At 58.6% G+C, this 21,112-nt stretch carries 21 protein-coding genes and 1 pseudogene; 14 read left to right on the forward strand and 8 right to left on the reverse strand.

The features are described from left to right. The first annotated feature begins 46 nt into the window (after nt 1-46). From DXY02_RS09325 to ccsB, 4 genes are read left to right on the forward strand one after another with little or no spacing between them, the layout of a single operon-like run. Entirely contained in the window at nt 47-484 is a 438-nt protein-coding gene (locus DXY02_RS09325) for an LptA/OstA family protein (RefSeq protein WP_114989072.1), read from the forward strand. Then, complete coding sequence (gene lptB, locus DXY02_RS09330; RefSeq protein WP_114989073.1) at nt 481-1,209, forward strand: LPS export ABC transporter ATP-binding protein; 729 nt, start codon at nt 481-483, stop codon at nt 1,207-1,209. Before DXY02_RS09325 ends, lptB begins: the two co-directional genes overlap by 4 nt. 29 nt (nt 1,210-1,238) lie before the next feature. Then, the gene (locus DXY02_RS09335; protein ID WP_170951548.1) at nt 1,239-2,369 is read left to right on the forward strand and encodes an LptF/LptG family permease; all 1,131 of its coding nucleotides are present in this window, start codon (nt 1,239-1,241) and stop codon (nt 2,367-2,369) included. 38 nt (nt 2,370-2,407) lie between these two features. Beyond that, nucleotides 2,408-3,322 (forward strand): c-type cytochrome biogenesis protein CcsB, encoded by a 915-nt coding sequence (gene ccsB / locus DXY02_RS09340; protein ID WP_114989075.1) that lies wholly within the window; start codon nt 2,408-2,410, stop codon nt 3,320-3,322. Nucleotides 3,323-4,421: 1,099 nt separating this feature from the next. Here the strand turns inward: ccsB and rpe (DXY02_RS09350) are convergent. Further along, nucleotides 4,422-5,105, reverse strand: a complete 684-nt coding sequence (gene rpe, locus DXY02_RS09350) for a ribulose-phosphate 3-epimerase (RefSeq protein WP_114989077.1) — start codon at nt 5,103-5,105, stop codon at nt 4,422-4,424. Between the two features lie 48 nt (nt 5,106-5,153). Further along, nucleotides 5,154-5,888, reverse strand: coding sequence for a ribulose-phosphate 3-epimerase (gene rpe, locus DXY02_RS09355; protein ID WP_114989078.1), 735 nt, complete (start codon nt 5,886-5,888; stop codon nt 5,154-5,156). 165 nt (nt 5,889-6,053) lie between these two features. Between rpe (DXY02_RS09355) and glpX the strand changes: the two genes are divergently transcribed. From glpX to DXY02_RS09390, 7 genes are all read left to right on the forward strand, one after another. Beyond that, nucleotides 6,054-7,058, forward strand: coding sequence for a class II fructose-bisphosphatase (gene glpX / locus DXY02_RS09360; RefSeq protein ID WP_006851350.1), 1,005 nt, complete (start codon nt 6,054-6,056; stop codon nt 7,056-7,058). A 31-nt stretch (nt 7,059-7,089) separates the two neighbouring features. Then, nucleotides 7,090-8,388 carry a glutamyl-tRNA reductase gene (locus DXY02_RS09365; protein ID WP_114989079.1) on the forward strand — a complete coding sequence of 433 codons (1,299 nt, stop codon included), beginning with the start codon at nt 7,090-7,092 and terminating at the stop codon, nt 8,386-8,388. 121 nt (nt 8,389-8,509) lie between these two features. Then, nucleotides 8,510-9,805, forward strand: a complete 1,296-nt coding sequence (locus tag DXY02_RS09370; protein WP_114989080.1) for a glucose-1-phosphate adenylyltransferase — start codon at nt 8,510-8,512, stop codon at nt 9,803-9,805. 134 nt (nt 9,806-9,939) lie between these two features. Beyond that, entirely contained in the window at nt 9,940-11,358 is a 1,419-nt protein-coding gene (gndA, locus tag DXY02_RS09375; protein WP_114989081.1) for an NADP-dependent phosphogluconate dehydrogenase, read from the forward strand. Nucleotides 11,359-11,369: 11 nt separating this feature from the next. Beyond that, nucleotides 11,370-12,083 carry a 6-phosphogluconolactonase gene (gene pgl / locus DXY02_RS09380; RefSeq protein WP_114989082.1) on the forward strand — a complete coding sequence of 238 codons (714 nt, stop codon included), beginning with the start codon at nt 11,370-11,372 and terminating at the stop codon, nt 12,081-12,083. Then, entirely contained in the window at nt 12,064-12,624 is a 561-nt protein-coding gene (locus tag DXY02_RS09385; protein WP_114989083.1) for a CIA30 family protein, read from the forward strand. Before pgl ends, DXY02_RS09385 begins: the two co-directional genes overlap by 20 nt. A gap of 4 nt (nt 12,625-12,628) precedes the next feature. Then, on the forward strand, nt 12,629-12,997 hold the full coding sequence (locus tag DXY02_RS09390; RefSeq protein WP_114989084.1) for a hypothetical protein: 369 nt from the start codon (nt 12,629-12,631) through the stop codon (nt 12,995-12,997). Nucleotides 12,998-13,008: 11 nt separating this feature from the next. On the opposite strand, the gene ilvD is transcribed toward DXY02_RS09390, so the two are convergent. The 3 genes from ilvD to DXY02_RS09405 are packed head-to-tail and all read right to left on the reverse strand — an operon-like array spanning nt 13,009 to nt 15,647. Further along, complete coding sequence (gene ilvD, locus DXY02_RS09395) at nt 13,009-14,682, reverse strand: dihydroxy-acid dehydratase (protein WP_114989085.1); 1,674 nt, start codon at nt 14,680-14,682, stop codon at nt 13,009-13,011. A 44-nt stretch (nt 14,683-14,726) separates the two neighbouring features. Further along, the gene (locus DXY02_RS09400; RefSeq protein ID WP_114989086.1) at nt 14,727-15,005 is read right to left on the reverse strand and encodes a hypothetical protein; all 279 of its coding nucleotides are present in this window, start codon (nt 15,003-15,005) and stop codon (nt 14,727-14,729) included. A 36-nt stretch (nt 15,006-15,041) separates the two neighbouring features. Further along, the gene (locus tag DXY02_RS09405) at nt 15,042-15,647 is read right to left on the reverse strand and encodes a uracil phosphoribosyltransferase (protein WP_114989087.1); all 606 of its coding nucleotides are present in this window, start codon (nt 15,645-15,647) and stop codon (nt 15,042-15,044) included. A 73-nt stretch (nt 15,648-15,720) separates the two neighbouring features. On the opposite strand from DXY02_RS09405, the gene DXY02_RS09410 reads away from it, so the two are divergent. Both DXY02_RS09410 and cobW read left to right on the forward strand, forming a co-directional pair. Then, nucleotides 15,721-16,212, forward strand: a complete 492-nt coding sequence (locus DXY02_RS09410; protein ID WP_244276246.1) for a pentapeptide repeat-containing protein — start codon at nt 15,721-15,723, stop codon at nt 16,210-16,212. A gap of 5 nt (nt 16,213-16,217) precedes the next feature. Next, nucleotides 16,218-17,345 (forward strand): cobalamin biosynthesis protein CobW, encoded by a 1,128-nt coding sequence (gene cobW, locus DXY02_RS09415; RefSeq protein ID WP_114989089.1) that lies wholly within the window; start codon nt 16,218-16,220, stop codon nt 17,343-17,345. Here cobW and DXY02_RS09420 read toward each other — a convergent pair. Next, nucleotides 17,282-18,148: an EamA family transporter gene (locus tag DXY02_RS09420; RefSeq protein WP_114989090.1), complete on the reverse strand. Its 867-nt coding sequence runs from the start codon at nt 18,146-18,148 to the stop codon at nt 17,282-17,284. The two genes, cobW and DXY02_RS09420, sit on opposite strands and share 64 nt — an antisense overlap. Nucleotides 18,149-18,450: 302 nt before the next feature. Between DXY02_RS09420 and DXY02_RS09425 the strand changes: the two are divergent. Further along, nucleotides 18,451-19,331 (forward strand): annotated as a pseudogene (locus tag DXY02_RS09425) (DUF389 domain-containing protein). Between the two features lie 34 nt (nt 19,332-19,365). On the opposite strand, the gene DXY02_RS09430 reads toward DXY02_RS09425, so the two are convergent. Both DXY02_RS09430 and DXY02_RS09435 read right to left on the reverse strand, forming a co-directional pair. Next, nucleotides 19,366-20,319, reverse strand: coding sequence for an SDR family NAD(P)-dependent oxidoreductase (locus DXY02_RS09430; protein ID WP_114989091.1), 954 nt, complete (start codon nt 20,317-20,319; stop codon nt 19,366-19,368). Then, nucleotides 20,306-21,112: an SdiA-regulated domain-containing protein gene (locus DXY02_RS09435; protein ID WP_114989205.1), complete on the reverse strand. Its 807-nt coding sequence runs from the start codon at nt 21,110-21,112 to the stop codon at nt 20,306-20,308. The genes DXY02_RS09430 and DXY02_RS09435 overlap by 14 nt, the downstream gene beginning before the upstream one ends.

The raw sequence follows: 21,112 nt of genomic DNA on the forward strand, positions 1-21,112 counted from the left end.
CCGGTAATCTCGATGAACTTGGGCAGGTGGTGTGGCAGTGAAAGCAATGCTCCGTCTTCGGAGGCTTCTTTTAGCTCTGCCCCTTCTGGCCACTCTGTTGCCCCTGTTGTCGGCCCAGGCTCAGCAAACGGCTGACGCAGGCGTCATCACGATTGAGTCTGATCTTCAATCGGCCGACAACGGTACAGGTGTGATCACCGCCAGCGGCAATGTTCGCTTGGTGCACGCCGGTCGTGGTTTGGTGGCCACCAGCCGACAGGCCCAGTACTTCACGGAGGAAGACCGGATTGTGCTGAGTGGTGATGTGGATGTGATCCAGGCTGATGGCAACCAGCTCCGTGCTGATCGCTTCACCTATTTGCTGGACGAAGGTCGTGCGATTGCCAGCCCTGTTCCCGGCCAGCAAGTGTTCAGTCAGTGGTCGCTCACACCCAGTCAACCCGTGCTTGACGTTCAGGCCGAGACCAACCCGGTGACTCCATGACCCTGGAACTGTCGAATGTCTCGATCACCCTTGGGGGCCGTCAATTGGTGAAGGGCTTGGATCTGAAGCTTGCCCCCGGCGAGGTGGTCGGCCTGCTCGGTCCCAATGGAGCTGGAAAAACCACCACCTTCAACTTGGTGATTGGTTTGCTTTCCCCTGATCAGGGCGAGGTGATTGTGAACGGTGAGCGGGTCACCCATCTGCCCATGCCGGAGCGAGCACGGCTTGGTGTGGGTTACCTGCCCCAGGAAGCCAGTGTGTTTCGCAATCTCACGGTGCGTGAAAATCTTGATGTCGCCCTTGAACAGACCGATCTCAGTTCCGAGCAGCGTCGCGATCGGCGCCAGCAGTTGATCGAGGACTTTCACCTCAGCGCGTTCATCAACCGTCTTGGCTTCCAACTCTCCGGGGGGGAACGTCGCCGTTGCGAAGTGGCCAGGGCACTGGCCTCGGGTGCCAACGGACCGACGTATCTGCTTTTGGATGAACCCTTTGCCGGCGTCGACCCCCTTGCGGTGGCGGATCTGCAGCAGCTGATCGAGGTGTTGCGCTCCCGGAGCATGGGGATTCTGATCACCGATCACAACGTGCGCGAAACCCTGGCCACCACCGATCGGGCTTACATCCTCAACGATGGTGCGGTGTTGGCCGCAGGACGTTCCGAGGAGGTGGCAGCTGATCCAAAGGTGCGTCGTTATTACCTCGGGGAGGGATTCCAACTGTGATTTTGGATCGTCTCAAACGGGCCACCTGGATGCGGCTGGACCTTCTTGATCGTTGGTTGCTCAAGGAGCTTCTTGGTCCGCTTCTGTTCTTCATTGCCCTGTTCACCCTGTTGCTGCTCACGGGTGGCGTGATGTTTGAACTGGTGCGGCAAATGGTCGATAAGAACCTGCCGATCACAGTTGCAGCTCAGGTGCTCTTGTTCAGCATTCCGCGTTGGTTGGCCTTCTCTGTGCCGATTGGAACGCTGATGGCTTCGCTGTTTGTGTTCACCCGTCTTTCCGCAAACAACGAACTCACCGCCCTGCGCAGCCTCGGCATCACCACGAAGCGGATGATCAGTGCCGCTCTCGCCCTCTCGATGGCGATGACTCTGTTCAGCTTCGTCTTGAACGATGTGGTCGTGCCCCGCAGTGAGCGTTATGCAGAAGTCAGCTTAAAGCGGGGTTTGGGCCAAGCTATAGCTAATAAAAATGGAGAAGACATTATTTACCCCCGATTTGGTAGGCGTACTGGAGTAGCTGGAAAGTCGGCAGACAGAGGCTTGTTACAACTGTTTTATTCACGGAAATTTCAGGATGGTGAAATGAAAGATGTAACGGTTCTTGACTTCTCTCGTGCTGGAATTACTCAGATGTTGAGAGCTGATAGGGCTATTTGGAATGAACATCAGGCTGGTTGGTATTTCCTGGATGGACATATACTCACTTTGATGGCTAATGGAAGCTTTACCAAGGCCGATTTCAAACGTTATCTGTACCCTCTTGACTCAGCTCCTCAGCGCCTGGCAGGAATTGAAGAAGATGCGGTCAATATGACTGTTGCTGAAGCATTGCAGGCCCAGAGGCTCTACGAAGAGGCCGGCAGCATCAAGGAAGCCCGCAAAATCCGTGTGCGGATCCAGGAGAAGTTCACGGTACCGATGGCCTGTCTGGTTTTTGGCTTGTTTGGAGCCACCCTCGGCGCTCAGCCCAGTTACCGAAGCAGCCGAAGCTTCTCATTTGTGCTCACCCTCGGCATCATCGCTGTCTATTACGTGATTGGTTTCAGCTTCAGTTCCCTCGGGGTGAAGGGAACCCTTCCACCGGTTCTGGCGGCCTGGCTGCCTGTGATGTTGTTCCTCGGGGCGGGTGGTCTGTTGCTGAAACAGGCCAGTCGCTGATTGGCCGAGGCAGAATCGCCGTGTCTTCTGGAAATGGTGTGCTGAACACGCCTTTTGAGCTGGTCACCAGTCTTGGTTTCGCTGGCTTTGTGTTGCTGCTGCTGGCCATGCCTATGGCTTTCTGGGCGGTGTCCAGCCAGTCCCGGGCTGGCTTGGTACGACTACTTGTGGCCGTCGCCAACCTTCTGTTCACGGCTCAGCTGATTTTGCGTTGGTGGCAATCCGGCCACTTCCCGATCAGCAACCTCTACGAATCCCTGTGCTTTCTCGCCTGGGCTTGCACCCTCACCCAGCTGCTGGTGGAACGGGCCTGGCCTTCTCCCATCGTGGCGGCTGCGGCCACCCCCATGGGCCTTGGTTGCATTGCCTTCGCCAGCTTTGCCTTGCCCGATCAATTGCAGTCAGCGGCTCCTCTGGTTCCTGCCCTTCGCTCAAGCTGGTTGGTCATGCACGTGAGCGTGATCATGGTGAGTTACGCCGCACTGCTGGTGGGATCCCTGCTCTCCTTGGCGGTGTTGGTCACCGATCGCGGCCAATCCCTGGAACTGCGGAGCAGTTCCATTGGCAGTGGTGGATATCGTCAGGCGGCCTCGATCGCGAATGGTGGTTCTGTTCAGCTGCAATCGGTTCAGCTGAGCACCAACGAGCAACTCGACAGCCTCAGTTATCGCACCATCACCGTTGGGTTCTTGATGCTTACGGTGGGCATCGTGAGTGGTGCTGTTTGGGCGAATGAAGCCTGGGGCAGCTACTGGAGCTGGGATCCCAAGGAAACCTGGGCCTTGATCTGCTGGCTGGTGTATGCCGCTTACCTGCACACCCGCCTCAGTCGCGGTTGGCAGGGCCGACGCCCAGCTCTTGTTGCGGTTGTTGGTCTAGTGGTGATCGCTGTTTGCTACATCGGCGTCAATCTTTTGGGCATTGGTTTGCATAGCTACGGCTGGTTTTTCTGAACTCCAGTGAACAACGTGGCATGCTCTCAAGCCACAACTTTCACCCCCGTATGAGGGTTTCTTCTCCCTGTCCTGTAACCCCATCTCAGGGTTCTTTCACTATGGACAGCATCGTGTGGATGTGTGTGCCCGTTAGCGCAAGTTTTCGCATCGCGGGAATCAAGACCCAGTAGGAAGGAATAAATCAACACCGGCGGGGGCTCCGTTTCACTGAGATGAGCGATGCCTGACCGCTTGTTGGAAGGTTTCGCTCTCTTCTGCTTCCGAGCGCAAATAACGCTTCCGCTGCGCCGATTCCAGGCCAGACAGCAAGACAGCGCGTCTTATAGGTGTGACCCGCTGAGGCCGATCAAGACCCCGAAGCAGTGGATGGATGCCTCGTCTGCTCATGCTGTTCTCTCGGTTATGCGTGAATCTCGTGCCGTGACCTGTGGTCCATCACGTCAATGAATAATTCCATGATCTTCAGTCTTGTTTTGTGATCCACGTCACTGACTGGCGTGTTCCCTTCCAAGTTGTTGTTGGCTTCTCAGGACATGCATCAAGCCAACGGGCAAAAAGGAAGACCACCCCTGCAAAGGGATGGCCTAAACCTTGTTGGCGTTCTTTGAAGCTGAACGAAGCGTCTGGCTGTATGGCTTGTCAGACCAGTCAGGCAGCTTCTAGATCTTGCTCAGTTGGACTGTCGTCACGCATTGGACGCCTCCGACTTCGACTCTCCCAGTCTCCTCCAGAGGGGATGCTTTGATCATCCGTATTTCAACTCAGCGGCAGGGAAGAGCGCCTGGGCCTGCCCGATGCGCAAAGTCAACGGAACTATTGAGCAAGATGTTGAAGGACTGCACCGATATTCATGCTCCCTTTGAGATATCCGGCAAAAGCTAATGCGATCACACCAGCATTCAGCGCGAGGAAGGCAGCAACCAATTTGACGTCATCATTCATCCATTGATTATCGGAGGACTGTTCGCATCACTGTGGCCATCAAATCTTTGGAGATGTTGAAACGGTTCAAGCACTGGGTTCTTTCTTGAAGTGCTCATAAAAAAAGCCCGGCATCGGCTGCCGGGCTTGTGGCGGTCATTTGACGCTCTGCTGATCAGGCAAGGACAGCTTCCTTGCTGCTGCTGTTGCGGATGCCCTTGATTGCTTCAGCGTAATCGGGCTGGTTGAACACACCGGAGCCGGACACAATCGCGTTGGCACCTGCTTCGATCACCTTCCAGGCATTGCCGGCTTTGATGCCGCCATCCACTTCGATCCAGGGATCGAGACCCTTCTCGTCGCACATGCGGCGCAGGTCGCGAATTTTCTGAACCTGGTTCTCGATGAAGCTCTGGCCCCCGAAACCGGGGTTCACGCTCATGATCAGCACCAGATCGCAGAGCTCGAGGCAGTACTCGAGGGTGTCGATCGGTGTTGATGGGTTCAGGACTGCACCTGCTTTTTTGCCCAGGTCCTTGATCTGAGCCAGGTTGCGGTGCAGATGAGGGCAGGCTTCAACCTGCACGGAAATGATGTCGGCACCAGCTTTGGCGAAGTCGGGGACGTACTTCTCCGGCTCAACGATCATCAGGTGAACGTCCAGGGGCTTCTGGGTCACCGGCCGCAGCGCCTCAACAATCAGCGGTCCAATGGTGATGTTAGGGACGAAACGGCCATCCATCACGTCAACATGGATCCAGTCTGCGCCGGCTTCATCTACAGCTCTCACCTCGTCACCAAGGCGGGAGAAGTCGGCAGACAGGATTGATGGAGAGATGACAAGTGGCTTCGCGGCCATTCCAGTGCCCAAATTTGTACAGGGCAAAGTTACATCCATCACAGACCCTCAGGCCGGAGTCGGAAGAACCTCCCCAGCCTGGGCTGCCAAAGCGACTCGCCGCAGGTCATCACATCCTTCCTTGAGGGTTGGGTAGGCAAACATCCCGCTGCCTGCAATAAAGCAGTTGGCTCCTGCAGCACAGCACTGAGAAAGAGTCCAGTTCGCCTTGATTCCACCGTCTACCTCTATATCAATATCTAGATTTCGCTCCAAAATGGTGGAACGTAATTCTGAGATTTTGTCAAGCATTGTTGGGATGTAGGCCTGCCCGCCAAATCCAGGATTGACCGTCATCACCAACACATGGTCCACCATGTCGAGCACATTTTTCACCATGTCCATCGGGGTGTGAGGATTCATTGCCACTGAAGGGCTTCCTCCTAATTGCCTGATTCGACCAAGTACACGGTGGAGATGGGCATTGGCTTCAACGTGAGCGATCACGACTCCAGGTTCACCGTTGGGCCCTTTGGTTGCTTCAACGTATTGCTCGAGCATGGTTTCGCAGTTGTATTGGCTGACCATTAACTGTGTTTCAAATGGCACATTGCAATACCGACGGCATGCGGAAATTAGCTCCGGACCAAAGGTGAGATTCGGAACAAAATTTCCGTCCATCACATCAAATTGAATACGGTCAACCCCTGCATCTTCGAGATCTTTCACGCACTTTCCCATCGCTGCCCAGTCCGCAGGGAGAACTGAAGGAATAATCTGAACTGGGCGATGTTGAGTCGACATTGAATACAAATAACTAGCGAAAGTTTATACAACCCGAAGCGTTGGCTAGCCCCCCAAGCTGCACTGATACAGTGAGCCGCGCTCAGAAGTCGAGATCCACTGCGGCGACGGCCAACTGCCCGTCCAGGAGATCTTGCCAACCCGTCCCACCTCATCCGGAGTCCCGTGGATCAGACCCTCATTCAGGAAATTCTCGAGATCGTCGAGCAGGCCGCCATCGCTTCCGCCTCGCTCTCCGGCAAAGGCCTGAAGGATGAAGCCGATGCATTGGCCGTTGATGCCATGCGCAAGCGCATGAATCAGATCCAGATGCAGGGCCGCATCGTGATCGGCGAGGGGGAACGTGATGAAGCCCCGATGCTCTACATCGGAGAAGAGGTCGGCACCGGCACCGGCCCCGGCGTTGACTTTGCTGTCGACCCTTGCGAAGGCACCAACCTCTGCGCCTTCAACCAGCGCGGCTCCATGGCTGTTCTCGCCGCTTCCGACCGTGGCGGTCTGTTCAACGCCCCCGACTTCTACATGAAGAAGCTGGCTGCTCCTCCGGCAGCCAAGGGCAAGGTGGACATCCGCAAATCAGCTACTGAAAACATCAAGATCCTCAGCGAGTGCCTGGGTCTCCCCGTCGACGAGCTGAACATCGTGGTGATGGACCGCGCCCGTCACAAGGACCTGATCGCTGAGATCCGTGCCACCGGCGCTCGCATCCAGCCCATCTCTGATGGAGACGTTCAGGCCGCCATCGCCTGCGGTTTCGCTGGTACCGGAACCCACTGCCTGATGGGCATCGGTGCTGCCCCTGAAGGTGTGATCTCCGCCGCTGCCATGCGCGCTCTTGGTGGTCACTTCCAGGGCCAACTGGTGTACGACCCTGCGATTGCTCAGACCTCCGAGTGGGCTGACATGACCAAAGAGGGCAACCTGGCGCGTCTCGCTGAGATGGGCATCGCCGATCCCGACAAGGTCTATGAGGCTGAGGAGCTGGCCTGCGGCGAGCATGTTTGTTTCGCTGGCAGCGGCATCACGGATGGTCTGCTCTTTGATGGCGTTAAGTTCGAAAAGGACTGCACCCGCACAAGCAGCCTGGTGATCAGCAACCTGGACAACACCTGCCGCTTCACCAACACCGTGCACATCAAAGACGGCGCCCAGAGCATTGCTCTGAGCTGATCGTCATCAACTGGTTGAGAGGAACGTCTTCATGCATATCTCCGTCGTCGGCCTCAGTCATCGGACGGCACCGGTGGAGATCCGGGAACGGCTCAGCATCCCTGAGCAGACCATGGAGACGTCCCTTCAATCCCTGCGCGGCAATGAGCAGGTGCTCGAGGCATCGATCCTCAGCACCTGCAACCGCCTTGAGATTTACACCCTGGTCCGCAATCCGGACCTCGGCGTTTCTGCTGTCAGCGACTTCCTCAGCAGTCACTCCGGTCTTGAGACAGGGGAGCTGACGCCCCACCTGTTCAGTTACCACCACGAAGACGCTGTCGACCACCTGATGCGGGTGGCAGCTGGTCTCGACAGTCTTGTGCTGGGGGAAGGTCAAATCCTCTCCCAGGTGAAAAAAATGATGCGGCTCGGCCAGGAGCACAAATCCCTGGGTCCGATCCTGAACCGCTTGCTCACCCAGGCGGTTTCCACCGGCAAACGGGTGCGCAGTGAAACCAACCTCGGAACGGGGGCTGTTTCGATCAGCTCAGCTGCCGTTGAGCTCGCCCAGCTCAAGCTCGGTCAATCCCGAGGTCTGGATCAACTGGTCACCCTGGAAAGCGAGCAGATCGCCGTTGTTGGTGCAGGGCGCATGAGCCGTCTGTTGCTCCAGCACCTTCAGGCCAAAGGTGCCTCGGGTGTTGTTCTGCTCAACCGCACCGTTGAACGGGCCGAGCAGCTGTCGGCTGATTTCCCTGATCTTCCTGTTCAGTGCAGGCCGCTTACGGATCTGGATCAGTACCTGAGCACCTGCTCGCTGATGTTCACCAGCACCGCCGCCGATGATCCGATCATTGATGCCGCACGTCTGGCTCCTCTGAACCGGCGCAGCAAGCTGCGCTTGATTGATATCGGTGTGCCGCGCAACATCGCTGCGGATGCTGCCGATGTGGACGGCGTTGAATCCCACGATGTGGACGACCTACAAGAGGTCGTTGCTCGTAACCAGGAAGCCCGTCAGGCCATGGCCCGCGAGGCTGAGCAGTTGCTTCAGCAAGAAGCGCAGCAGTTCCTCGAGTGGTGGGACAGCCTTGAGGCTGTGCCGACCATCAACCAGCTGCGCTCTTCGATGGAGTCGATCCGTTCGGAGGAACTCCAGAAAGCCCTCAGCCGAATGGGCCCTGATTTCTCAGCCCGGGAACGCAAGGTTGTCGAAGCCTTGAGCAAAGGAATTATCAACAAAATCCTCCACACGCCGGTGACCCAGCTTCGGGCTCCCCAGACCCGTCAAGATCGCCAACAGGCCCTCCGAATTGTCGAACGACTGTTCGATTTGGAAGCTTCTTGAGCTCTTGAGCGATTCAGTCGCGATCTGAATCCCAGTAATCTCGACTGATTCTTCCGAAAGACGGTTGCGAAGCCAAAAACTCCGGTAAGTTCTTGCGGCAACGCCGATTTGGGACAGCGGCATGAAGCGGGTCTTGGCCATCATTCTGGGCGGCGGTGCAGGCACGCGCCTGTATCCACTCACAAAAATGCGCGCCAAGCCGGCCGTCCCTCTGGCAGGCAAATATCGACTGATTGATATTCCGATTAGCAACTGCATCAACTCCGACATCAACAAGATGTACGTGATGACGCAGTTCAACAGTGCGTCACTGAACCGTCACCTCAGTCAGACCTACAACCTCAGTAATTCCTTTGGTGGCGGTTTTGTTGAGGTGCTCGCAGCTCAGCAAACCCCCGACAGTCCCACTTGGTTTGAAGGCACTGCAGACGCTGTACGCAAATACCAGTGGTTGTTCCAGGAATGGGATGTTGATGAATACCTGATCCTTTCCGGCGACCAGCTCTACCGGATGGATTACAGCCTCTTCATCGAGCACCACCGCCGCTCAGGTGCTGATCTCACCGTTGCTGCCCTTCCCGTTGATCCCAAGCAGGCAGAGGCTTTCGGTCTGATGCGGACCGATGAAAACGGCTCAATCAAGGAGTTCCGCGAGAAGCCCAAGGGTGATTCGCTACTGGAGATGGCTGTCGACACCTCTCGCTTCGGCCTCAGTGCCGATTCAGCCAAGGAAAGGCCCTATCTGGCCTCGATGGGCATTTACGTCTTTAGCCGTCAGACCCTCTTTGATCTGCTCGACAAGCATCCCGGGCACAAGGATTTCGGCAAGGAGATCATTCCCGAGGCTCTCGCGCGGGGCGACAAGCTTCAGAGCTATGTGTTCGACGACTACTGGGAAGACATCGGAACCATCGGTGCCTTCTATGAAGCCAACCTTGCGCTGACCCAACAACCCACGCCCCCCTTCAGCTTTTACGACGAGAAATTCCCCATCTACACCCGTCCTCGCTATCTGCCCCCCAGCAAGCTGGTTGACGCCCAGATCACCAATTCGATTGTTGGCGAAGGCTCGATCCTGAAGTCCTGCAGCATCCACCACTGTGTTCTTGGGGTGCGCAGTCGCATTGAAAGTGACTGCGTGCTTCAGGACACGCTGGTGATGGGGGCCGACTTTTTCGAATCGCCCGACGAACGCGCTGTCTTGAAAGAGCGCGGAGGCATTCCTCTTGGCGTTGGCAAGGGCACCACGGTGAAACGCGCCATCCTCGACAAGAACACCCGCATTGGTTCAGGTGTCTCGATCATCAACAAGGACAATGTGGAAGAAGCCGACCGTTCCGATCAGGGCTTCTACATCCGCAACGGCATTGTGGTGGTTCAGAAAAACGCCACCATCGCTGATGGAACGGTGATCTGAGGGCAAGCAACGCTTTCAGGAATGAGCCGACGTCTTTCTGCCGATGGCTCATTCCTGACATTTATTGGTTGATTTGCGGTCGAGACCAGCCGAGATCAACACACTGAGATCACTCCTCAGTGGTCCTTCAGGCCATGTCCAAGTCTCACTTCGGCCTCATCGGTCTTGGCGTGATGGGCGAGAACCTCGTCCTGAATGCGGAACGCAACGGATTCTCCAGCGTTGTCTACAACCGCACCTACGCCAAAACCGAAGACTTCCTCCAGGGGCGTGGCAAGGACAAGAACATTCAGGGCGCCACCGGCCTCGAAGATTTCGTTGGCAAGTTGGAACGCCCCCGCCGGATTTTGATGATGGTGAAGGCGGGGCCTGCCGTCGATGCTGTTGTTGATCAGCTCTCCCCCTATCTCGAAGAAGGCGATCTGCTGATTGACGGAGGCAACTCCGACTACCACGACACCGAACGTCGGGTGAAGCAACTCGAGAGCAAGAGCTTCGGTTTCATCGGTATGGGTGTGTCCGGTGGCGCCAAAGGTGCGCTGGAGGGGCCGAGCATGATGCCCGGAGGAACCAAGACCTCCTACGAGGCCATCGAGGGCCTTGTGAACAAGATGGCGGCTCAGGTCGAAGACGGACCTTGCGTGACCTACATCGGTCCAGGCGGGTCAGGACACCTGGTGAAAACCGTCCACAACGGGATCGAATACGGCATTGAGCAGATCCTTGCCGAGGGCTACGACCTGATGAAGCGGGTCAAGGGAATGACCGGTGTGCAGATGGCCGACGTTCTCGGTCAATGGAACGCCACAGAAGAGTTGTCGTCGTATCTGGTGGAAATCACCGAGGTGTGTCTCCGCACCAAGGATCCCGTCGATGGCACTGATCTGGTGGAAAAAATCACCGATCAGGCTGGCCAGAAGGGCACGGGCCTCTGGACCGTGGTGACGGCGCTGCAGATGGGTGCCTCTGTTCCCACCATCTATGCCTCTCTCAATGCAAGGGTGATGAGCTCGATGAAGCCCCAACGCGTGGCGGCCGAACCGATCCTCAAAGGACCAACCATCAAGGACTTTGACCTGGGAACGCCCGACGATGCCATGGCTCCGCTGATGGATGCCACGGTGCTCAGCTGCATCGCCAGTTATGCCCAGGGCATGGAGCTTCTGCGAATCGCCTCCCAGGACCTCGACTATGAACTCCACATGCCGTCGATCGCTCAGATCTGGAAGGGTGGCTGCATCATTCGGGCCCGTCTGCTGAAGCGCATTCAGGATGCTTTCCACGCGGATCCCCAGCTTCCCAACCTGATGGTTGATCCCTGGTTCGCTGAACAGATCAACCGACGGCTTCCCGGACTGGCTCAAGTGGTGGCCGGTGCCGCCGAGGCCGGCATTCCCGTTCCCTGCTTCAGCAGCACCCTCGACTACATCAACAGCTACCGCTCCGGTCGCCTTCCTCAGAACCTGGTTCAGGCGATGCGCGATTGCTTCGGCTCCCACACCTACCAAAGGGTCGACAAGGAGGGCACGTTCCACACTGAATGGCTCAGCTGAGTGGTTGAGCGATGACCAACTACCGCATTGAGCGGGCGAAGGATCCTCAGGACCTCGCCCGTCAGGCCTGTGAAACTGTTGCCGCCCAAATTGATCTGGCCTTGGATCAACGGGACCGCTGCCAGATCGCTCTCTCCGGTGGGAGCACCCCCGCCAGTGCCTACTCCCTGCTCGGTCAGGAACGGTTGCCCTGGGACCGGGTGGACGTCGTTCTGGGTGACGAGCGCTGGGTGGCTGCCGACGATGCTTCCAGCAACGCCGGCATGCTGCGCCGCACCCTTCTCGCACCCGGGCCTGGCGCTTCAGCTGCTTTTCATCCCGTGCCCACCGTGGAACTGGAAAGCCCTGAGGCCAGTGCCCAGGCTTTTGCTGACCAGCTTTCTCAGCTGTGCTCAGGAGCCCCACCGGTGTTCGATGTGATGCTGCTGGGCCTGGGGGATGACGGCCACACCGCATCCCTGTTCCCCGGCACCGAGGCTCCAGCGGTGCTGGATCGCTGGACGACCATCGGGCGCGGCAAGGGGTTGGATCGCATCACCATGACGGCTCCTGTGCTTAGTGCCGCCCGTCAGGTGATCTTCCTCGTCAGTGGTGCCGGTAAACAGGAGGCCCTCCGGCGACTGGTCGATCCCTCCGAATCCTCCGATCGCACTCCCGCTCGGCTGGTTCAACCTGCTAGTGATGTGCTGATCCTTGCTGATCAGGATGCAGCCGCTGGCCTCTGAACAGATCCTTTTCCAGGGCAGCGACTTTGCTGACTGGGCCAGCCTGAACGACACGATCATGGGCGGCCGATCCCGTGCCGGTTGCCGCGTGACCCCCGACGGACTCGTGCTGGACGGGGAGCTGGTGGAGACCGGCGGTGGTTTCGTGAGCTGCCGCTCCCCTCGCCTGCAGCCCCCGCTCGATCTGTCCCCTTATTCAGCACTTCAGCTGGATGTTGAGGGTGAGGGACGCACCCTGAAGATTGCCCTTGGTTGCCGGGATGGAGCCATGGGACTCACGGAACTGATTCCCGGTGGTCTCCGCTGGGTGGTGGATGTTGCGACCAAACCGTCCGGTTTGACCCCTGTTGTGGTGCCATTCGCCGACCTCAGACCCACGGTGCGTGCCAAGCCCGTTGGCTTACCGCTGCGCTTCGATCCCAGTGGTATCACCCGCATTCAGGTGTTGCACTCGAAATTCGGCGATGCTGGGGATCTCAATCCGGGGTTTCGCGCTGGGTCCATCCGGGTGCTGATCCGTTCAATCCGCGCCTTGCCCTGAGTCCATGGACCTTCTGGTGTTGATTGCCAAGGCGGCTGACGTTTGCCTCAAGCCCTGGAGCCATGCTGTTGTTCTGATCGATCCTTCGGCTCCAGAACAGATCGACGATCTGCACGTGCGGATTGAATGCCGTGATGGCGACGGCCAGCGTTGCTCCGATCAGGATCTTGAACTGGAGATCTATCGGAGTGGCGATGAAATCAATCTGATGCTGAGCTGGTGGGACCAACCGGAACGTCCAATGCTCTGGCACGGGCGCCATCCGGTCTGGATGGATGGCGCATCGGGGCAGCGCTGTGCGGCACCGCAGGATGCCGCCCCGCTTGAAGCATTGGGTCGGCGCCTACGGGCTCTGGTGCAACCGGCTGTTTGATCGCGCCGAATTCAATCGGCGTGGTCGGTGGTCGCACCCCGGCTTGAGCTGGAGACGAGCCGCGCGTACTTGCCGAGAATACCGTTGCGGTAACGCGGTTCCGGCTTGCTCCATCCCGCCCGGCGGCGATCCAGTTCCGCGTCATCCACGTTGAGTTGGAGCAGCAGCTGATCAGCATCAACCGTGATGCTGTCGCCTTCTTGAACCAGCCCGATCGTTCCGCCAACGGCGGCTTCAGGAGCCACGTGACCCACCACCAGCCCATAGGTGCCGCCGCTGAAGCGGCCATCGGTGATCAGGGCGACCTTGTCCCCAAGGCCCTGACCAACGATCGCCGAGGTGGGAGCCAGCATCTCCCGCATGCCCGGTCCACCGACGGGACCCTCGTTGCGAACCACCACCACATCCCCGGCCTGGATCTTTTTGTCGAGGATGGCGGCAAGGCAGTCTTCCTCGCTTTCAAACACCCGCGCCGGGCCGGTGAGAACAGGTGTCTTCACACCGCTGATCTTGGCCACGCTTCCCTCGCTGGCGAGGTTGCCCTTGAGGATGGCGAGGTGCCCTTTGGCGTAAAGCGGATTGCTCAGGGGACGGATCACGTCCTGCCCGGAGGGCGGCTCCGAGGGCACATCGGCGAGCAACTCCTTCAGGCTTTTGCCCTCCACAGTTCGGCAGTCGCCGTGCAGCAAGCCTGCATCCAGCAGCAGCTTCATCACCTGGGGAATGCCGCCGGCGTTGTGCAGATCAACGGTTACGTAGCGGCCGCTGGGCTTGAGATCACAGATCACCGGCACCCGCTGACGAATCCGTTCGAAGTCATCGATGCTCAGGTCAACGCCGGCGGTGCGGGCAATGGCCAGCAGGTGCAGCACCGCATTGGTGGAGCCACCCACCGCCATGATCACGCTGATGGCGTTCTCAAAGGCTTCCTTGGTGAGCAGATCCAGGGGGCGGATGTTGGCTTTCACGGCCTCCACCAGCACCTCGGCAGAGCGAGCCGCACTGTCGGCCTTTTCCTCGTCCTCGGCAGCCATCGTGGAGCTGTAGGGGAGGCTGAGCCCCATCGTTTCGATGGCGGCACTCATGGTGTTGGCGGTGAACATGCCGCCGCAACTGCCAGCCCCAGGGCAGGCATTTTTCTCAACTGCGGTGAGCTGCTCTTCGTCGATCTTGCCGCTGGTCAGTTGGCCGACCGCTTCAAAAGCGCTCACCACCGTGAGATCACAGCCACCCAGCTTGCCCGGCTTGATCGTGCCGCCGTAGACGAACACCGAAGGGATGTTCATCCGCGCCATCGCGAGCATGGCGCCGGGCATGTTCTTGTCGCAGCCACCAACGGCCAGCACCCCATCCATGCTCTGGCCATTGCAGGCCGTTTCGATGGCGTCAGCGATCACTTCACGGCTCACCAGGGAGTACTTCATCCCTTCTGTGCCCATGGAGATTCCATCACTCACGGTGATGGTTCCGAACATCTGTGGCATGCCTCCGGCCTGCCGGGCCGATTCCTCAGCTCGTTTGGCGAGGTCGTTCAGCCCCACATTGCAGGGGGTGATGGTGCTGTAGCCGTTAGCGATGCCCAGGATGGGCTTGCCGAAATCGCTGTCTCCAAAGCCCACGGCCCGCAACATGGCGCGGTTGGGAGACCGCTGAATCCCCTTGGTGACGGCGTCGGAGCGAAGCATGGAACGGAGCGGACCAGTGGCAATCAAGCCAACCTACCGAGCGCTCATCCTTCGCTACCGAGTCCCTCGAGTTGGGCGCGAACGCGGGCGATCTCCGCGTTGAGTTTTTCCACCCGCTCCTCGAGGTGTCCGTTGCCTGCGCTGTCCAGCACTTCGGAACCGTCCTGCATCCGCGGTGCGTGCAACATCGACTTCTGCGCGCCGTAACGCCTGCGCCTGTCGGCTTCGTTAAGGAGCCACCAGGCCAGGCCTGCAGCACCGAGCACTGCTCCGGTGACCAGAGTTGCCAGGGTGCCTGAGCCCGTGTCGTGCTGCTGGGCCATGGGTGCGTTCAACCTGCCTGAAGGTTAGTCATGCCCTCAAGATCTGAGGTTCAGCCGTCGCACAGGGTCACCGATTCCCGGACGAATATCACCATGCTCCGCCACGCCTTCGTCAATGCAGGCGGTGTGCAGCGTTAGGTCTGGAATCGCTTCACCCAACAGCTTCAGTCCAGGACTGGCGCACAGGGCAGTGATCAGCCGCAGCCGCCGACCATCCACACCCTTGCTCCGGAGCTCCTGCAGAAGTTTGAGGGTGGCCTCACCATCACTGATCTGATCAACAAACAGAATCACCCCGGCGTTGGCTTCGATCTCCTGTGGGCACGACCCCAGGCAGAGGCAGGAATCGGGAAGGACGGATCGTCCTCCCTGCCAAAGCTCGAGGCCTGCTGGCAGCACTGGAATGGCGATCAGCGGTACCGATGTTTCAACGAGGGTGCCTTCGGTGTCCCCATGGAGTCCGGGCACCATCTCTCGGCGATGGGGCAGCCAGTCCCGCAGGGCTTCGTAGGTGAGCCATCGGCCCAGTTCCTGCAGGGCTGTGGCGTAGAGGGCCGCAGGGGTTTCCCGATGCCGAAGCATGGTCAGCCAATGGCCGATCAGGGGATGGGGTGGAACCACCACCCGCAAGCTCATGGCCATATCGACTCGCTCCGCGGACAGTTGCCATAACGTGATTGCTCAAATTACCGGTCTCATGGGCGCCCTTCGACATATGGCCTCGCTGCTGGCGGTGATCACGCTGGCGTTCAGCACTGTTGTTTGGGTTGAATCAGTGCAGGCCATCACCGCTCCCGAGCTGCGTGGTCAGTTCGCAGTTCAGGAGATCAGCGCCGATATGCACGGTCTTGACCTCAAGGAAAAAGAGTTCCTCAAGGCCGATTTGCGCGAGGTGAATCTCAGCGGCACAGACCTGCGCGGCGCTGTGATCAACACCTCGCAACTGCAGGGGGCCGATCTCCGAGATGCCGATCTCTCCGATGTTGTGGGCTTTGCCAGCCACTTCGAGGGCGCCGATCTCCGGGGGGCCAACTTCACTAACGCGATGATGATGCAGAGCCGTTTCACGGACGCGCAGATCGACGGTGCTGATTTCACCAACGCCGTGATCGACCTCCCCCAACAGCGGGCCCTCTGTGCTCGGGCGGATGGATCCAATCCGATCAGTGGTGTGTCCACCCGTGAGAGCCTGGGCTGCCGCCCTTAATCGTCATGGCTAAGCGTCTGCCGGTGACCGTGATCACCGGATTTCTTGGGGCCGGCAAGACCACGGTGCTCCGCCATCTGCTTACCCGTGGCGGTCAGCGATTGGCCGTGATGGTCAACGAATTCGGCAGCGTTGGGCTTGATGGTGATCTGATTCGCAGCTGCGGCTTTTGTCCTGAGGAGGAGGTGGATGGCCGTTTGGTAGAGCTGAACAACGGCTGCCTCTGCTGCACGGTGCAGGACGACTTCCTGCCGACCATGGAGACGTTGCTGGAACGGGCGGATCAATTGGATGGGATCGTTGTTGAAACCAGCGGTCTCGCTTTGCCAAGGCCTCTGCTTCAGGCCCTGGATTGGCCGGCCATTCGCAGCCGTGTGCATGTGAATGGTGTGGTGACGCTGGTGGATGGCGAAGCTTTGGCTGCAGGCAGCCCAGTGGCTGATGCTGAAGCGCTGGAGCGGCAACGGGCCGAGGATCCCAGCCTCGATCACCTCACAGCGATCGACGACTTGTTTGAGGATCAACTCCAGGCCGCTGACCTGGTCTTGATCAGCCGGGCTGATTGCCTGGATGCATCAGCGATGGCTGAGGTGCAGGGGCGGATCAAAGACAAAGTGCGCTCAGGTACTGCTCTGCTTCCTGTGTCTCAGGGACAGGTGGAGACATCCGTTGTGTTAGGCCTTGAGCACCAGCCCACCCCCCAAGAAGCCCACACCCACCACGACAACGACCACGACCACGACCACACCCACGACGACCACGACCATCACGACCACAGCCATGTCGACATGGTCGGCAGCAATGTGCGCGTTGAAGGGGCCTTGGACCGTCAGGCCCTCGAGCAGCTGTTGCCCAGCCTCGTGAGCAATCACCAGGTGGTTCGACTCAAGGGGCGTGTCTGGCTGCCCAGCAAAGCCCTTCCGCTTCAGATCCAGATGGTGGGTCCGCGGTTGAACAGCTGGTTTGAAGCAGCTCCCAGCCATGCCTGGCGTCCCGATCAGGGCTGTGGTGCTGATCTGGTGGTGCTGGCTTTGAACGAGGCTGCAGCTCCGGCTTTGGAATCCGGCCTTCAGAGGCTGGTGCAGGCCACACCGGCCAAGGCCAGCCCCGCGGCAGCCACGCCGGAGAGCTGAATCGGGTCTCCTTCTATTCGGCCCACAAAAAGAGCCATCACTGGTGCCGTAGCCATCAGGGTCACCCCTTCTCCAACGGGCATCGTTTGCAGCACCACCTGTTGCAACAGGATTCCCCCGTTGGTTCCGACCACGGTGGCGATCACAAGCTTCCATTGCTCCCGTTGCTTCAGCTTGGTCTGTCTCCAGATCCCTTTGAGGAAGGGAAGAAGACCAAGCCATCCGCCCAGCAGCCGGATCGATGCCGTCTGCAATGGGGTGAGGTCGCTGCTGATCAGCACGTGACGGGCCAGAAAGGCTCCGCTCAGGCCACAGACCACGGCGGTGAGTGCCAACAGCAGCCCGATGCCGAAGTCAGCAGCGCTGCCCCCCCGCTCCCCTTGGCTTGTCTCTTTCGCCTGCATGGCAATGAGAACCACCGCGCTTGAAACCAAAAGCGCGCCGAGACCGTTCTTCACGGCCAGGCTGTCCCCCATCACCAGAACCCCAGCGATGCTGGCCAGCACCGGACCGCTGGCTTCCACGGTGAGGGTTCGTCGGGTGCCAAGTCGCCGCAACGCCCCTAGATAGAAGCTGTCGCCGGCCGCAATGCCGATCAAGCCGCTGATTAATAGCAGCAGAACAGCATGCACTTCGGTGTTGTGCGGAAGTGTGAGCAGAACCGGCAGAAACAGCAGGCTGGCCAAGCCGTTCTTCATGGCGTTGAGCCGGATCGCCGTGACTCGCCCTGATAGCGATCGCCAGAGTGCACTGGCTCCCGTCCAGGCCATGGCTGCTCCAAGGGCCGCCAATACACCCGTCATGGTCTGGTTTTGATCGTTGTGCAGTCTGCTGTGCGGTCGAGAACTCTGTGCACAATTCAGGAATGTGAGGCCTGGAGACGTGCACGGTGCTGGCGCAATTGCTGGAGACCCTGTCGGGGCATTGGGCGGTTCATCTTGAAAGTCGTGTTCCTCGCACGGAGCTTTATGAAGCGCGGATCGCTTCATCCAAGCCATCGCTTGGTTTTTTCATTCTTCTGATCAGCTCTGCGGTGATCGCCAGCCTCGGGCTGATCTCCAACAGCACGGCGGTTGTGATCGGGGCCATGATCGTCGCTCCGCTGATGGACCCCATCCTCAGCCTGGCTTTTGGCTTGGCCGTGAGCGATGGGAAATTGATCCGACGTTCCGCCATCACCATTGGCTTCGGTGTTGTGGCGATGATTGGAACCGCGGCGTTGATCAGTTTGGGACTGGGCATCAGCCATGTGCAGTCGGAGATCACCGGCCGCACGTCTCCCACCTGATCGATCTGGGCATCGCTATCGCGGCGGCCATTGCCGGGTCGTTCTCGATGACCCGCAAGCAATTGTCGAATTCGATTGCAGGGGTGGCGATTGCTGTCGCCCTTGTGCCACCACTCTGTGTCAGCGGCATTGGCCTCACGCTCGGCTCGGAAATGGTTGCTGTGTTTGGCCGTGGAACGGTGGCGGGTCTCACCAACCAGATCGCGGAGGGATCGTTTCTGCTTTTTCTGGCGAACCTGATCGGCATCACCGTCACCAGCCTTGTGGTGTTCTTGCTGCAGCGTTACGGCTCATTCCGCCGCTGTTGGCGCAATCTTCTGGTCTGGTTGGGATTGCTCGGGCTGTTGAGCCTGCCCTTGTCATCGGCATTGCATGACTTCAGTGTGCGGCAGCAGATGGATGCGGAATTTGGTCGCTTCAAAGCAGGACAACTCAAACGTGTAGCCCTCGCGCGAGGCAACCAGAGGTTGTGGTCAAAAATTCGTCTGATGTACAGCAGCGTGAGTGTTGTTAACAACGAGGCAAGGCTGGATATTGTGCTAAATGCACCCGAAGACATCTTGGATCAATCCTTTATGAACGATGTCAATCAGCAGATGTTGAAACGAGCCAAGGACTTCGGCTTGGATGACCTTGACGTCAACATCAGTGTGATTCCCAACCGTGTGTACAAGTTTCATAATCAGTCAATGAACTAATGCAATGGATGCTGGTTGGTGAACGGTTTGGCGATCAGCGGGATGGCGTCAAAAAAGAGTTGATCAGCTTGTTCGACAACATCCAGAGCATCGTCGCTGTGTCGCTGTTCTTCGCTTCCTCGGAGGGTTCCGTTGGTTTGAATTGATGCCGGCCAGGGCCCAACAGGGCATTGCTCCAGTACCTGAATCCCGGTTGATCAAGTTGTTCATCGATGAGCTGCACCAGCAGTGCCCCTGCCCGCTCAACGCTTTCCGTCAATCGCAAGAGATCCCGAGCGACCAACCCAAACAAGGCCTGCCCAAGTGGATTGGCTTGGCGACTGTTTCTGAAAAACCCCTCTGACGTGCGGGGAATCACCAGTCCCGGACTCCAGGCCACGACAGGCAAATCTTGACACTGCTGGTGGATCTGCAGGGCCATCAGCAGATTGCACAGCTTGCTGTCTTTGTAGGCCTTGTCTGCATTGAACGGACTTTCTCCATCCACCATCGGCGCCCCGGGGCCCTGGCGCAGTCCCTGTAGCGAGCCCAGCCCTGCAGGCTGGCCAACCCGTCCTCCGCCGGTGGCTGGATTGTGCACCTCAGAGGCGGTGATCACGATGGCTTGGCTTTGCTCCTTCAATCCTTCAGCCAGAAGTTGATGGGCCAGGTGGTTCACCGCAAAGGTGAGTTCAATGCCCTGTGCACTCCAGCGGGGGGAATCATGGCCGGCGTATTGCAACCCTGCATTCAGCACTAGTGCATCGAATGGCGTCTCGTGATGGCGGAGTTGTTCGATCGCCTTGGCCACAGACACAAGGTCCGCCAGATCGGCAATGCAGATGTCAACGGAACCCGACAGAGCCGTGCGGATTCGCTCGGCCCGTTCTGCATTGCGGCAAACAACGGTGAGTGCATCACCACGGGCCAGCAGGATTTTTGCCGCTTCAAGGCCAATGCCGCTGCTCGCACCGGTGATCAGAACGCGGCGCTGTTCAGCAGTCGTCATGGAGTTTGAACACGTAGAGATCTGCGTCCCGATCGCTCACCACGTAGATCCTTTTCCGTCCGGGATCGAAGGCAACACCCTCCGGTTTGCGGATCCGTTGTGGCTTGTCTCCCGTGCTGATGGTTAGATCGAGGCGCTGGAGAACAGTGTCGCCTGCCCAGTCGTACTGGAACAGGCACCGCCCCTTGTCGCTGACGATCCAGAGGGTGTCGCTGCTGCTGTCGTAGCTCAGGCCCGAGAAATCCAGCTTCTCGGACTTCAAGTCGGGATGCATGAACCCCTGGCTGGCTTGCAGCATTCGTGTGGAGAGGATTGTGGTGAGTGTGGAATCCAGTTCGATCAGCAGACCGGGCTGGCGCTCTTTAACCACAACCACATGGTTGTTTCTGGTGTTCACAGTGATGCCCTCCAATCCGTTGTTGTCCGGAGGGTTTGGGAAGTGGTGCGCGATCGTGTCGTAGTTGGTCATGGCTGACAGCGGGCGCCGAGACCGTTCGCTCCGGCTGTTCAGATCCACCACCACCACAGAATTGCTCCGCTCCTGCACCACGAGTAGCTCGCTGTCATCGCCACGGAGTGCAATGCCTTCCAAGTCGTCGAGGCCGATGAAGAACGAGTCGCTCACCGACACCCTGCCTTTGAGATCCAAACGAAAAATCGCCTTGGTGTCATCACTGACGGTGTACAGCGCTGATCCATCCGCGTTCAGCGTCAGTCCGGATGGTTCATTCAGGCCGAGGCCTGGGTCTCGAATCCTGTGACGGCTCAGCAGCTCAAGGCGCATCGAGGTCAT

Origin of the sequence: Synechococcus sp. N19 (genome assembly GCF_900474045.1) — a bacterium.
Taxonomy (GTDB): Bacteria; Cyanobacteriota; Cyanobacteriia; order PCC-6307; family Cyanobiaceae; genus Parasynechococcus.

What these genes read in the sequence shown, in the direction of transcription:
- DXY02_RS09390 (WP_114989084.1), top strand. Translation starts at nt 12,629, where the DNA reads ATGGACCTTCTGGTGTTGATTGCCAAGGCGGCTGACGTTTGCCTCAAG.
- DXY02_RS09365 (WP_114989079.1), top strand. Translation starts at nt 7,090, where the DNA reads ATGCATATCTCCGTCGTCGGCCTCAGTCATCGGACGGCACCGGTGGAG.
- lptB (WP_114989073.1), top strand. Translation starts at nt 481, where the DNA reads ATGACCCTGGAACTGTCGAATGTCTCGATCACCCTTGGGGGCCGTCAA.
- DXY02_RS09420 (WP_114989090.1), bottom strand. Translation starts at nt 18,148, where the DNA reads ATGACGGGTGTATTGGCGGCCCTTGGAGCAGCCATGGCCTGGACGGGA.
- gndA (WP_114989081.1), top strand. Translation starts at nt 9,940, where the DNA reads ATGTCCAAGTCTCACTTCGGCCTCATCGGTCTTGGCGTGATGGGCGAG.
- pgl (WP_114989082.1), top strand. Translation starts at nt 11,370, where the DNA reads ATGACCAACTACCGCATTGAGCGGGCGAAGGATCCTCAGGACCTCGCC.
- DXY02_RS09410 (WP_244276246.1), top strand. Translation starts at nt 15,721, where the DNA reads ATGGCCTCGCTGCTGGCGGTGATCACGCTGGCGTTCAGCACTGTTGTT.
- rpe (WP_114989077.1), bottom strand. Translation starts at nt 5,105, where the DNA reads ATGGCCGCGAAGCCACTTGTCATCTCTCCATCAATCCTGTCTGCCGAC.
- DXY02_RS09435 (WP_114989205.1), bottom strand. Translation starts at nt 21,112, where the DNA reads ATGACCTCGATGCGCCTTGAGCTGCTGAGCCGTCACAGGATTCGAGAC.
- ilvD (WP_114989085.1), bottom strand. Translation starts at nt 14,682, where the DNA reads ATGCTTCGCTCCGACGCCGTCACCAAGGGGATTCAGCGGTCTCCCAAC.
- DXY02_RS09325 (WP_114989072.1), top strand. Translation starts at nt 47, where the DNA reads ATGCTCCGTCTTCGGAGGCTTCTTTTAGCTCTGCCCCTTCTGGCCACT.
- rpe (WP_114989078.1), bottom strand. Translation starts at nt 5,888, where the DNA reads ATGTCGACTCAACATCGCCCAGTTCAGATTATTCCTTCAGTTCTCCCT.
- DXY02_RS09370 (WP_114989080.1), top strand. Translation starts at nt 8,510, where the DNA reads ATGAAGCGGGTCTTGGCCATCATTCTGGGCGGCGGTGCAGGCACGCGC.
- DXY02_RS09400 (WP_114989086.1), bottom strand. Translation starts at nt 15,005, where the DNA reads ATGGCCCAGCAGCACGACACGGGCTCAGGCACCCTGGCAACTCTGGTC.
- DXY02_RS09335 (WP_170951548.1), top strand. Translation starts at nt 1,239, where the DNA reads ATGCGGCTGGACCTTCTTGATCGTTGGTTGCTCAAGGAGCTTCTTGGT.
- DXY02_RS09405 (WP_114989087.1), bottom strand. Translation starts at nt 15,647, where the DNA reads ATGGCCATGAGCTTGCGGGTGGTGGTTCCACCCCATCCCCTGATCGGC.
- cobW (WP_114989089.1), top strand. Translation starts at nt 16,218, where the DNA reads ATGGCTAAGCGTCTGCCGGTGACCGTGATCACCGGATTTCTTGGGGCC.
- DXY02_RS09385 (WP_114989083.1), top strand. Translation starts at nt 12,064, where the DNA reads ATGCAGCCGCTGGCCTCTGAACAGATCCTTTTCCAGGGCAGCGACTTT.
- DXY02_RS09430 (WP_114989091.1), bottom strand. Translation starts at nt 20,319, where the DNA reads ATGACGACTGCTGAACAGCGCCGCGTTCTGATCACCGGTGCGAGCAGC.